Consider the following 12967-nt stretch of genomic DNA (forward strand, 5'->3'; position numbering starts at 1 on the left):
GGGTAAAATAAAGCTTACAACATGCGATATGTTGTATAAGATACGAAGGTGGTCAAATTCTATGCATGTTGTAATAACTCTATTTACTATTTATTCAGTTTGGCGTTGGGCAGATTGGAAGAACTGGCACAAGTATCACACAACTATGCTCTTTATCCTGGCTGGTGGTCTTCTGTATGAATATCTAACCAAGGACTTTACTTTGTGGGTTTTTCATCCCGACTTTCTTTATAATCATCAGATAACGGTCATTGTATATGCAGTAATAACAATGCCCCTAAGCGTTCTTTTGTTCCTCTCAAGATACCCTACTACGACTAAATTAAAGCAGATTAAGTACTTATTCAAATGGGTTTTTATTTATTCACTTGTCGAATTAGCTTTACAGATCTCTGGTAGAATCTCATATGATAATGGCTGGACTTTTTGGCACTCAGTGATGTTTGATGTCATGATGTTTCCTATGCTTAGACTGCATCATACTAAACCACTACGTGCCTACTTTTTATCGTTAATAATTATCGTAGTACTAATGTGGTATTTCAAAGTTCCACTAAATTGAATAGTCGATTGGTCAAGATGCTATGTTGTTACACCCCGTGTTACTTTCGATTGGAATGAAAAGAGAACTCAAGTGAGTACAATGGGACGATGTCGGGGGGACCGTGACTTCCAACCCTATAAGCTCCATTGTTATATCTAACATGTGGATTACTAATGCGATGGAGCATAGGGGATGCGCAAGTGCTAGGTCATTATTTCACCTAGACATGGTGTAGCACAAATGATTACTCTGATTTTCATGGACACGAAAGGCAGAAGTGAATAAACCGTGGCTATGAGGTGTACAATTCAAATGATGAATCGAATTGGGTGGGGAGTCCGTTTGTTAACGGATTTGGCAGCTATTAAGGGATTGGCAAGTGAAATGATTTCAGTAAAAATTTTGTAATTCTCTAATGCTGCACCTGCAATTTTTCATAATAGCAATATCTATGATTGTCAAAAATGTATACGGTACGCTTACATGGGAATCGTAAACAATATATATTTTTTATATCCGTGGAGGTTAAGTTCGTGGTGATATTGAATATTGTTTTGCTTTTTATATGCATTGGGATTTTGTATACATTGCGATTTATGCGTAAAATTTTCCGACCTATTGAGAAAATCATATATTATATGGTCATAGTAGTTGTGATTGAGCAGTCACAATCTGCAATTTTTGATAATTTAAATCTGATCGAGTTTTCGAGGTCACTTTCCACTTTTTTCTTTTATAAGATGAATCAGTTAATTGTTATGCCTAGTGCAACTATTTGGCTTTTATTTTCTTTTCACAATAAAACACGGTTTCTCATCAAAATGCTTTTTTTAGGGCTATGGTTTTTTGGTTTGACAGGTTTGTATGTTGTATTTCATTATTTAGGCATTTTGAAATTTATCGGATGGAATTTTGGGTATTCAATCGTCTTGTGGTATGTAGTATTGGTTGAGTCATTTTGTTTTAGCTTATTGTTCCGAAAAATGCTTAGAAAGTGTGATAACTGTGATACTATACCCACCCGAACGATTCGACATAAATGAATGGTTTACATTACTTTCATTTGCTGTATTGCTAACCATAGTAATATTGCTTCCAAAACGCTTTTGTTCACTATCAATAACTGTATTTTTTGTACTTACTGTATTTATTTCGCAGACAGTCGATTCACTTATAGCTGTTAAACCATTTGATTTGTATGACGTAAGTGATAGTTCAAAATTAGAGATAATGGATATTTTCATTTATTATTTTAATTATCCTTTATACACGTACATTTTTTTGTACTTTTATGATAAATGGAATTTGAAAGGAATGAATCGGATCCTCTTTTTAATCGGTTTTTCTCTAATTTCATTGTTTTTTGAATGGTTAGCTGATTTTTTCCAAGTGTTTACATATAAAGGTTGGAGATTATGGTATTCCTTCTTTGTCTATATTGTTACCTATATTTTGTATATTTTTATTCTTCATCTGACACGGAAATTGTTGAGTGCCGAGCAAGGAATGAAAAAGGTTGAATATTCAATAAAAGTGGGGAAGGGTAGTAAAAATTAGTTTCAAATAACGAAATCAGTCGGGACAGTGATTATAGCTGTCTCAATTGGTGTTGATTCCATTAAAATACAAATATTGTTAATCCAATGATTTCCAAATTGATTGTTTTGAGAGGATAGATTGTTGAAGATTTAGAAACATTTTGATTGAATGACTTATGTAACCTTTTGGTCAAGAGCCACGTTTTGCATAATACAGTCGTGGAAGAGCTTCTTAGTATCTGACCGCGAATACAGGAAGAAGCTATCCGAGAACAACAGCTTTGCATTTACGTTGACATCTTTATCAGTAAAACCTTGCGGAACAGGGAAATCTTCAGAAGTAAAAAGATTAGTCAGTACTTCAATATGATTATTGGAGATATGAAAGTCCTGATTCATGTATGTGTTTTACTTCGGTATCCTCTACTTTATTCTAGAAGTAGCGCAGTACACATTTTGCAATACTATCATCTAAACGCAGATTGTTAGTTAAATTAAATAACGAAAGTCTAGGATTTTATTTTCTCGTCCACGGCTGCCGCTTTTTCTATATTAGGGTACAGTCAAATAAGGGATAAAACCAATCAACTATTCACTCTTTTGGAATTTTGAAGTACCACATTAGGGCTAAAATGATTATTAGCGAAAAAAGGTATGCACGTAGTGGGTTGAGATGATGTAGTCTAAGCATAGGAAACATCATGCAATCAAACATCACACAATGCCAATAAGTMCAGCCATTTCGTACGTAATTCTACCGAAGATTTGTAAAGCTAATTCGACAATTGAATAAATAAGTACCCATTATCTGATGATTATAAATAAAGTCAGGATGAAAAATCCACAAATTAAAGTCCATGGTTTATAACGCTTTGGGGATCTTCTTATTCTTAAAATCTTTGATTAATCCCAAACTATGGATATTTGGAATGAATGGTCGTTTAGACTACTAACTTCTTGTAAGGAGAAATTGCATCCGCTGTTTTTGTTAAAACACATATATCTATTGAGGTCTGCGTGAGAGCGGATATTTTTATGGCTAAAAGTGTAATTTATTCATGTAGATCAAGAAATATTAGAGCGGCCCAAGCGAGAGCAAACGAATCTTGAATGAAGGAAGTCTAATCGCTTATGAATCCCCTTATGAGACTCGTACTTTTACAACACACAAAGAGGAACTCAACTTTTCAGAAACCTATCGGAATGAATTTATGAATAAGAAGATTACAGCAGTAATATTAATTTTACAACCGAGGATGGGAATGACGGAACCATGTATCCMGAAACCATCCCGCCAATACTCCTGCGTGCGTCATGTTTAACAGAATATGAGGTGTGAAGTACAAGGTAGATTCGGCAGAACGAAGGCTATAGCCATTCGAATAGAAAAAGGTATGCCAATGGATATGTCGCGCGGCTGAAAAACTAGATATGGTGAATCGTAGCCCACCTTGCTGCCCTCCCACTCGCCAAACTGAACTCAATCGCCAGAGGCCGTCCGCAAGGACGGTTTTTCTTATTGTAAAATAGTTAAAATAACTGTAGCAACTTACTTTTTCACTGCATGATTTTGAAGCACATGCTCAACACCAAAAATGGGAATTATGATTGTTAATGAGCAGGAGCTGAGAGATGCTGAAAATCATCTTTTTTTAGTTTGTCCAGATTGGATCAATTAAACGATTGAATGGGAGAGATGTTCATGGAATTGCACAATAAGACAGCAATTATTACCGGAGCGGGGAAAGGAATCGGAAAGGCGACTGCGATTGCTTTGGCCACAGAAGGCGTACAGCTTGGTTTAATGGCAAGAACGAACAGCGACTTGGAGTCTTTACAGGCAGAATTGACCCGAACTTATGGAATTAAAGTTTTTATTGCAACCGCTGATGTTTCTGTTAAGGCTGAAGTGGATGCCGCCGTTTCCAATTTGATCGAAAGACTCGGGTCCATCGATATTTTGCTTAATAATGCGGGAATGGCGCAGTTCGGTACACTGCTCGATATGGATCCCGATGTGTGGGAGAATATCATCAAAACGAATGTCCTTGGGACCTACTACGTAACTCGTGCTGCTCTGCCTGCCATGCTGAAACAAAGCAGCGGTTCTATTATTAATATTTCTTCCTCCGCCGGCGAGCGCGGAAACGCTACTGCTTCCGCCTACAGCGCCTCCAAATTTGCGGTGATCGGAATGACCGAATCCCTTATGCAGGAAGTACGGAAATCCAATATTCGGGTAACGGCCCTTACACCAAGTACCGTTAACACCGAGCTGGCATCCAATGCAGGGTTGAAAATAGGAGAAGAGGATCGGATGATGCAGCCGGAGGATGTGGCAGAGTTGATTCTGATGACTTTAAAATTACCACAGCGTGTATTCGTCAAATCCGCTGGAATTTGGACAACCAACCCTCAATAAGATTGGAATCGAATGGGACAATGAACTCGAAAATTAACTTTGGCCGGGTTATGGGTTGACATTCTGTCGCGAAGTAACTAAAATGGTTACAACGGTGGTGATGCTAAAGTGAAACAGATTAGTAGCAGATTTTCCATTGCTGTCCATATCCTTTCTCTGATCGCAGTTAGCTCCAAAGATTGTACCGGCGATTTCATAGCGGGCAGCGTGAATACGAATCCAGTTATAATCCGCAGGATAATGGGGATGCTTAAGAAGGCGGGTTTGGTAGACATTCGTCTCGGGGTGGGCGGCGCTTCCTTGCTGAAGGATTCCGATCAGATCACGCTTCTGGACGTGTACCGCGCCGTGGAAGTCATCGAGGACGGTCAACTGTTTAATTTTCACGATGAACCGAATCTCCAATGCCCAGTTGGCCGGAATATTGAAGCGGCTCTTCGTTCGGAAATGAAGGAAGCCCAAACCGCGATGGAACAAAGGTTGGCTCAAGTGAACTTAAGCCAGCTAGCTTCTCAGTTTGTGTAAAAAAGCTCTAAGAGCTTTTTTTTTGCCGTCGTTGTAACCGAAGTAGTTATGACGACTGTGATTATTAGATTCATACTATAGGAGGAATTACGATGAAAATTTTGGTGACAGGCGCAACAGGGAAATTGGGATCACTTGTAGTAGAAACTTTATTGGAAACCGTACCGGCTAAGGATCTTGCCGTCAGCGTTCGCAACCCGGAGAAAGCGGGAAGCCTTCGAGCTCGCGGCGTTGATGTAAGGCTTGGGGATTTTGAACAGCCGGATACGCTAGATAAAGCGTTCGCAGGTATCGACCGCCTCTTGATCGTTTCCACGGACGGCGACAACGAAACTCGGACTCGCCAGCATACTGCGGCTGTAGCGGCTGCTAAGCGCGCTAATGTCGGTTTCATTGCTTATACCAGTTTAGGAAACGCTAGCGAGAACACGATATTCCTTGCGCCGGTGCATCGTGCCACTGAGGAAGCCATCAGAAACTCGGGGATTCCTTATTCCTACCTGCGCAATAACTGGTACTTGGAGAACGAGACTAGCAGCATTCAAGCAGTCCTTGGAGGAGCACCTTGGTTGACTTCGGCGGGATCCGGCAAAGTAGGCTGGGCGACCCGTCGCGATTATGCACAGGCAGCTGCAGCCGTACTGGCGGGCGTTGGCCATGAGAATTCCGTGTATGAGCTGTCCGGCAAACTTGCTACACAAGAAGAGCTAGCTTCTGTCCTTGCCGGTGTCTTGGGCCGGGAAGTTCCCGTTCAACAAGTGGATGACGAAACTTATGCCAGCATAATGAGCAGCGTAGGTGTACCTGAACCGGTCGTTCCGATTCTGGTTGGAATTCAGAGTGCGATTCGCGATGGCGCATTGGAAGTCGAGAGCAATGATCTTCAGAAGCTGCTTGGACGTCCGGCCACGTCACTCGAAGAGGGTCTACGTCAAATCGTAAACGAAATTCAGGCTTAATTGAGCGTGCGAAACAGAGGTTGTTCCCGAAGGTCTAATGCGACCGGAGGGATTGCGTCTTTTTTATGCGTGTATGGAAAGTCTAGAGAATGTTTGGGGAATAGTACTTCATTATGAACAGTAATGGAGCGTAGAGGAATGAAAGTATTATCCATGATTCAACCGTGGGCGACTCTGCTTGTCCAAGGCGAGACTCTCTATGAAACAAGATCCTGGAAGACCCGGTATCGCGGACCGTTGGCCATTCATGCAAGCCAGAAAGTCGATAAGCAGGCCTGCAAATATGAACCCATCTGCTCTTTACTCGCCAAGAATTGCTATACGGAACAAAACCTCCCTACGGGGGTTATCCTTGCAACTTGCGAGCTTACCAATTGTTATCAAGTCATCGACGCTAACCATACGTCAGCCATTCTGGATTGCGGGAAGGTCGTGACGGGGGATGACTTCCTGTTAGGCGATTACAGTCCAGGTTATTTTGCGTGGGAAATAGCGGGTTTCCGTCTGCTGAAGCCCTATATTCCTGTGAAGGGAAAACTGGGACTATGGGAATATCCGATAGGCGAAGAGTTGATGATATGACCTATGTAAACAGTCAATTAATGGAGGTTCTGACTTGAGCAATCACTTATTTTCTCCTTATGAAATTAAAGGTTTACAATTGAAAAATCGGGTAGTCATGGCCCCCATGTGCCAATATTCCGTAACCGCTAGGGATGGCAAACCCAACGAATGGCATTATGTTCACTACCTTAGCCGCGCAATTGGCGGTGCAGCCTTGATCATCATGGAAATGACGGACGTTGAGCCGGATGGTCGAATAACCGACTTTGATTTAGGGATTTGGTCCGATGACCATATTCCGGCATTTGCCAGAATTATTGATGGGGTTCATGCTCACGGGGCCAAGATTGGGATTCAAATTGCTCATGCTGGCCGAAAAGCGGAAGATGCTAAAGAGCCAGTGGCCCCTTCCGCTATACCATATCCGGGATCCCGCTATAAGATGCCCCGTGCACTTACAGTCGATGAGGTAAATCAGATGGTACAGCTCTACGCTGATGCAGCCCGCCGGGCTGTTCAGGCAGGCGTAGATATGATTGAGCTTCACGGGGCGCATGGATATTTAATTCATCAGTTTCAATCCCCTTTTACCAACAAACGAGAAGATGCGTATGGACAAGACCTGACCAAATTTGGGGTAGAGGTCATACAGGCGGTCAAAAAGGAAATGCCTGCAGATATGCCGTTATTTTTCCGAATCACTGCCGTAGAGTATGCGGATGGGGGTTATGGTATGGAACATGCCATTAAGTTATCTAAAGCTTACCATGCAGCAGGTGTAGATGTCTTTCATGTAAGTTCTGGCGGGGAAGGACCCGTAGGGGAAAGAAAGCCTGGCAACTACCCAGGTTATCAAGTTCCTTTTGCGCGTAAAATTCGGGAGGCTCTTGGGGTGCCCGTCGTAGCTGTAGGCATGCTTGAGGACCCGGCACTTGCTCAATCCGTCATCTGCAGCGAAGAAGCGGATTTAGTGGCTATCGCCCGTGGCATGCTTCGAGATCCTTACTGGACTATCCATGCTGCTAAATCGCTTAGAAGTGAATATACCACCATTCCAAAGCAATATGAGCGGGCTTATCATTAATGGGAAAATAGGGAGGCTATTCGAATGTCATTGAAAGAGAAGCGAGTCATAGTTGTAGGAGGCACATCAGGTATTGGATTATCGACTGCCAAGGCATTTCTGGATGAAGGGGCAAAGGTAGTTATCGCAAGCCGTTCCGCTGCCAAGCTCTCGGAAGCCAAACAAACGCTTGGCGGGAATATTGAAGCTTACGAGCTGGATTTTCGGAGTGAAGAGAAAGCCGCGGAATTTTTCGAAAAGGTTGGCAAGTTTGATCACTTGGTGATCACCGCGGGCGAAGGCACGATGGGTGAGTTCCGCGAATTGCCGGTTGAACAGGCGCAAACTGCTTTCGACAGCAAGTTCTGGGGCCAGTATATCACCGTTAAAGCGGCTATCCCCTATTTGAATCAAGAAGGTTCCATCTCCTTGACTTCCGGCGTTTACGGCAAACGGCCTCCGAAGGGGGCATCCACGTTGGCTGCGATCAACTCTGCGTTGGAGGGTTTAATGCGGGGATTGACGGTGGATCTTGCCCCGATTCGGGTCAATGTGGTTTCTCCCGGAATCGTAGATACGCCTGTCTACGCAGGTATGCCGGAGGAAGACCGGAAATCCATGTTCAACGCCATTGCGCGCCAATTGCCTGTCGGACGGATCGCGCAGTCGGAAGATATTGCCGAAGCTTATGTTTACCTTGCGAAAAACGGATTCACCACTGGCTCCGTTATCCTGATTGAGGGCGGGGCGCTCCTGTCCTAAACTGAGTACGTAAAACATATTATAAATGCACTGAGAAGGTCATGAATATCTACGCGAGTAGAGTTCATGGCCTATTTTTCAAACAAGCTGGTCATTGGGCTTGCAATTGCGGTTGGGAATGTGCTTCTGCCTAGTTTAATTAAAAGGGACTTTCCTGACCAAGTTGGACCCATGACTGGAGCCTAATATATTCGGAGCGCTGGCCTCCGGAATAAGCATATCTCTCTCGGTTGGAGCCGGATTAGGTTGGAGAGGGTCATTAGGGTGCTGGGCATTGTTAGCAGGACTCGCGGTTTTGTGTTGGCTGCCGCAGCTGCGGAGTCGCCGCACCTATGCCTCTACTCCAGCTAAAGGAGGCTCTGTCTGGCGCTCCAAACTGGCCTGGCAAGTTACTTTGTTCATGGGTCTGCAATCTTTTCTGTTCTATATCAATGCCAATTGGTTACCGGAGCTGCTTCATGAGCGGGGAATGAGCATCGCTACCGCCGGATGGATGTTAGCTGGAATGCAGTTCATTAGTCTTCCGTTTCTGCGAAAGCGGGGAGCATGATGTTGTGCGCAGAGAAGATCCTTTCTTACTGGGGCGGCATGATGGAACGGGGAGCAACGTCCTTCTGGGAGGAGTATGACCCGACTATGGCGGATGATGAGCATTACGGGATGTATGGGATGCCTTTTGGTAAGAGTCTCTGTCATGCTTGGGGGGCTAGCCCAATTTACTTAATTGGAAAGTATTTCCTTGGCGTGAAGCCAGTAAGTCAGGGTTATGAAACCTTTGTCGTGGAGCCCCATCTTGGCGGTCTAGCGTGGTTGAAAGGAACGGTTCCAACGGCCAAAGGGGAGGTAGAGCTAGATATGAATGATGAACGTATTTGTGTAAGGGCAACAGTTGGGCAGGGTGTTCTTCGATATGACAAACATGGTGAGAAATTTGAAGTGGCGATTCCAAGTGATGGAAGTTGGCTGGAGGTCTACCTTGTCAAACGTGAAGTAAATAAATTTGTTACTGATGATCAATAAATCTATTCCTTATTTGAAGCGCGGTTGCAGGTGATAATGGAGTCACGACTGCGCGATTAAAGGAGAATAGATTCGTATGAGAGATAGACATCATCAAACAGATTTATGCATTATTGGCGGAGGCATGACGGGTATGTGTGCGGCTATAGCCGCTGCAAGGCGTGGTGTGAAGGTTGTTTTGATGCAAGATAGACCTGTTCTGGGTGGAAATGCCTCTTCAGAGATAAGGATGAATATAGGCGGTGCCCATGGTAAGAACAATCGTGAATCAGGGCTGCTGGAAGAGATTGAACTGGAGAACCTGTACCGAAATAACACCCCCAACTTTTCGATATGGGATAGTGTGCTTTATGAAAAAATGCGTTTTGAAGAAAATATTACGCTACTGCTAAATTGCAGCTGCTTGGGTACGGAAATGGAAGGTACTACCATTAAATCGGTAAAGGGTTGGCAATTAACGACCGAGACTTGGCATACCATAGAAGCTAATTACTTTGCGGACTGTTCAGGAGATGGCATCCTAGCTCCATTAACTGGCGCGGCATACCGAATCGGCAGAGAAGCGGCAAGTGAATTCAACGAATCGATTGAGCCAGAAGTGGCAGATGAAAAAACGATGGGCTTAAGCTGCCTATTCCAAATCCGCGAAACGGATAAGCCGCAGCCTTTTATACCGCCTACCTGGGCACACACCTTTACAAGTGATGAGGATCTACCGCATCGACCACACGATAAACGGACGAATTTCTGGTGGATTGAGCTGGGAGGCGATCGTGATTCCATTCATGATACGGAAGAAATACGGGATGAGCTTCTGAAAGTCGTGTTTGGTGTCTGGGATCATATGAAGAATCAGGGCGATCATGGTGTAGAGAACTGGGTGATTGATTGGATCGGTTTCTTGCCTGGTAAAAGGGAGAGCCGCCGCTATATAGGTGATCACATCCTCACGCAAAATGACATCGAAGCAGAAGGGAAGTTCGATGACCTAGTGGCCTATGGCGGCTGGAGCATGGATGATCACTTCCCTGAAGGCTTTTATTACAAAGGCGGTCATCCTACCATTTACCATCGTGCTCCCTCACCATACGGAATTCCTTACCGGAGCCTGTATTCGAGGAATATAGAAAACTTATTCTTCGCAGGAAGGAATCTTAGCGCCACGCATGCGGCACTTAGTTCAACCCGTGTCATGGGAACCTGTTCCATGCTGGGGCAGGCGATTGGCACGGCAGCAGCAATAGCGGTTAAGGAAAATCTGACGCCAAGAGGCGTCTATCAAACTAAAATACGACAGCTGCAGCAAATGCTGATGGATGATGACAGCTATCTACCTTGGCACCAAAGGAAACTGCCGCTAATAACGCAAATGGCCAGATTGCAGGCATCCAACGGAGATGCGGAAGCACTTAGGAACGGTTTTGACAGATCGATTGGAGACAATGATAACGGATGGACAGGAAGTGTAGGGGATTGGATTTCCTACAGCTTTGACCAACCTCAACAAATAAGTGAATTGCGGTTTGTCTTTGACAGCCATTTGAACCGGATCATCAGAAATATGCCGAATAGCTACCCACTAAATAATAACAAATGGCATGTACCATTAACGATGTTAAAGGATTTTAAAGTGGAGTTTCTAGATGGTAACGACTGTTGGATGGAACTACTGACGATTACCAATAATTATCAAAGGCTGCGGAAGCTGAAGGTCGATATTCAAACAAAAGCGCTGCGCCTAATCCCTTTATGTACTTGGGGATCGGACCACGTACATATTTTTTCATGGGACATCAATGAATAAAGGGTGGGGTGAGTTAAGATGAATAGATGCCTGAATATCGATGTAACAAAGCTGCCGGAAACAGAAGTGATTTATGCTACGAATAATCGTTCCTTGCAAACGCTATACGACCTGTGTGAAGACATGGCAAAGAAGAACATTCAAACTTTTTTAGATAAAAAGGTACTGGTAGAGGGGTCTTACTATCCCAATGTGTGGTTGGAAACGCAGCCGATGGGCGGAGAAATGTACGCCAAACGCGATATGGAGGCAGCGCTGAATAACCAACTGATTTTTATGGAAAATCAAAGGGAAGATGGCCGGCTGCCGGGGATGATTTCGGTCATAGAAGGAAAATTACAAGCGGATTTTGCTTGGTTCCAGGGCTATTGTTTTCCAGTGCCAGCGTTGAACATGTATTACTGGATGAAGAAGGATAAGAATTATCTTCAGAAGCTATACGATGTGCTAGAAGGATTTGATAGCTATCTCTGGAAATACCGAGATTCCGATGGAGACGGCTGTCTGGAAACCTGGTGTGTGTGGGATACCGGAGAAGATCACTGTACACGCCTGGCGGGGGCGCCGGATAGTTGGGCAGGCGAAACACCGCCATCTGGCTTAGGTCAAGTTCCTTACGAATCCATGGATGTCATGGGTTACTCCTGTAGTGGAAGAGATGTCCTTGCTGTCATTTCCAAAGAATTAGGGAACGGACAAGAGGCCTATTGGCAGGAGAAAGCGGACGAAGTTAGGCATAAAATAAGGTCCTACCTATGGCGTCCTGACAAGCACGCTTGTTACGACAGAGATTGTAATAACGAGTTTATGGATGTGCTTACCCATAATAATCTCAGGGTCATGTATTATGGCGGCTTTACCCAGGACATGGCCGATGAATTTATTGCTTTCCATATGCTGAATCCTGAAGAGTTCTGGACAATGATGCCATTGCCCTCCATCGCAGTCAATGATCCACTTTTTAGGAATATTGCGAGTAATAATTGGAGCGGGCAGCCGGAAAGTCTAACCTACCAAAGAGCGATTCAGGCGCTGGAGAACTATGGGCATTATGCGGAAATTACTTTATTAGGAAAAATTTATTTGGGTGTACTGGAAAAGCACTTATTCTTTCCTCAGCAATTTGATCCTTTCACAGCTGAACCAAGCAAGGCAAAAGATGGGTATGGGCCTGCCATACTTTCCGTATTAGAATACCATTCACGGCTTTATGGCGTGAGTATATCCAAGGATGAAGTTTATTGGGGTGGCCTTCAGGACGGGGAATTCGAAAGAAGCTATACTCAGCGATGGGCGCAAGATAGCTTTACACTTAAGAGTAAAGAAGGTTGTTTCAGCTGCTATATGAATGACAAACAAATGTTTAACGCTACAACAGGAGTTAGAATTGTTACCGATCTACAAGGGCAAGTCAAAGAAATCATCGGGATCGATACGGAGGCGACAGCTATTCATTTGCAAATCGAAGAGCAAAGCTTTGACTTTACAATCAAGCCAAATGAAGTGTATGTCATCGAAAATAATAGCGTGATCAAGAAGAAGCAAGTGGCTTTTGACTACCCATTTGCCAGATAACATGATGCCACGAATAGGTCTCTGCCAGAAAGAATGGCGGAGGCCTTTTTTGCATGTATATAGAGCCGAATGATCCCTAAAAGTAAGTAAATTTGTTACTGCTGATGAATAAATCTCTTCCTTATTTGAAGAGCGGCTGCATGGGATAATGAAGGTACAACAAAGAGTTGATGGAGGTAATGCCAATTGGC

12 protein-coding genes are annotated in these 12967 nt (G+C 43.8%); 11 read left to right on the forward strand and 1 reads right to left on the reverse strand.

Annotated elements, in window-relative coordinates; all coding sequences use genetic code 11:
• Positions 1-61: 61 nt before the first annotated feature.
• Positions 62-562, forward strand: coding sequence for a CBO0543 family protein (locus AC1DLM_RS01230; protein WP_441987685.1), 501 nt, complete (start codon positions 62-64; stop codon positions 560-562).
• Between the two features lie 1694 nt (positions 563-2256).
• Here the strand turns inward: AC1DLM_RS01230 and AC1DLM_RS01235 are convergent.
• A complete protein-coding gene (locus AC1DLM_RS01235) occupies positions 2257-2481 on the reverse strand; it encodes a DUF3231 family protein (protein WP_477568824.1) in 225 nt (74 codons plus the stop codon).
• 1303 nt (positions 2482-3784) lie between these two features.
• Between AC1DLM_RS01235 and AC1DLM_RS01240 the strand changes: the two genes are divergently transcribed.
• The 10 genes from AC1DLM_RS01240 to AC1DLM_RS01285 all read left to right on the forward strand — a co-directional run bounded on the left by AC1DLM_RS01240 (position 3785) and on the right by AC1DLM_RS01285 (position 12776).
• On the forward strand, positions 3785-4504 hold the full coding sequence (locus AC1DLM_RS01240) for a 3-ketoacyl-ACP reductase (RefSeq protein WP_477568825.1): 720 nt from the start codon (positions 3785-3787) through the stop codon (positions 4502-4504).
• A 108-nt stretch (positions 4505-4612) separates the two neighbouring features.
• Positions 4613-5029, forward strand: a complete 417-nt coding sequence (locus tag AC1DLM_RS01245; protein WP_102711436.1) for an Rrf2 family transcriptional regulator — start codon at positions 4613-4615, stop codon at positions 5027-5029.
• A 92-nt stretch (positions 5030-5121) separates the two neighbouring features.
• Positions 5122-5988 carry an SDR family oxidoreductase gene (locus tag AC1DLM_RS01250; RefSeq protein WP_477568826.1) on the forward strand — a complete coding sequence of 289 codons (867 nt, stop codon included), beginning with the start codon at positions 5122-5124 and terminating at the stop codon, positions 5986-5988.
• Positions 5989-6126: 138 nt separating this feature from the next.
• Positions 6127-6570 (forward strand): ASCH domain-containing protein, encoded by a 444-nt coding sequence (locus tag AC1DLM_RS01255; protein WP_477568827.1) that lies wholly within the window; start codon positions 6127-6129, stop codon positions 6568-6570.
• 34 nt (positions 6571-6604) lie between these two features.
• A complete protein-coding gene (locus tag AC1DLM_RS01260; protein ID WP_477568828.1) occupies positions 6605-7636 on the forward strand; it encodes an NADH:flavin oxidoreductase/NADH oxidase in 1032 nt (343 codons plus the stop codon).
• A 24-nt stretch (positions 7637-7660) separates the two neighbouring features.
• Positions 7661-8377 (forward strand): SDR family oxidoreductase, encoded by a 717-nt coding sequence (locus tag AC1DLM_RS01265; protein WP_477568829.1) that lies wholly within the window; start codon positions 7661-7663, stop codon positions 8375-8377.
• Between the two features lie 274 nt (positions 8378-8651).
• Positions 8652-8927, forward strand: coding sequence for an MFS transporter (locus AC1DLM_RS01270; protein ID WP_441987690.1), 276 nt, complete (start codon positions 8652-8654; stop codon positions 8925-8927).
• Positions 8924-9397 (forward strand): alpha-L-rhamnosidase C-terminal domain-containing protein, encoded by a 474-nt coding sequence (locus tag AC1DLM_RS01275; RefSeq protein WP_477568830.1) that lies wholly within the window; start codon positions 8924-8926, stop codon positions 9395-9397. Before AC1DLM_RS01270 ends, AC1DLM_RS01275 begins: the two co-directional genes overlap by 4 nt.
• A gap of 76 nt (positions 9398-9473) precedes the next feature.
• On the forward strand, positions 9474-11201 hold the full coding sequence (locus tag AC1DLM_RS01280; protein ID WP_477568831.1) for an FAD-dependent oxidoreductase: 1728 nt from the start codon (positions 9474-9476) through the stop codon (positions 11199-11201).
• Positions 11202-11219: 18 nt separating this feature from the next.
• Entirely contained in the window at positions 11220-12776 is a 1557-nt protein-coding gene (locus AC1DLM_RS01285; protein ID WP_477568832.1) for an MGH1-like glycoside hydrolase domain-containing protein, read from the forward strand.
• Positions 12777-12967: the final 191 nt, after the last annotated feature.

The organism is Paenibacillus sp. 01T442 (assembly GCF_056398345.1).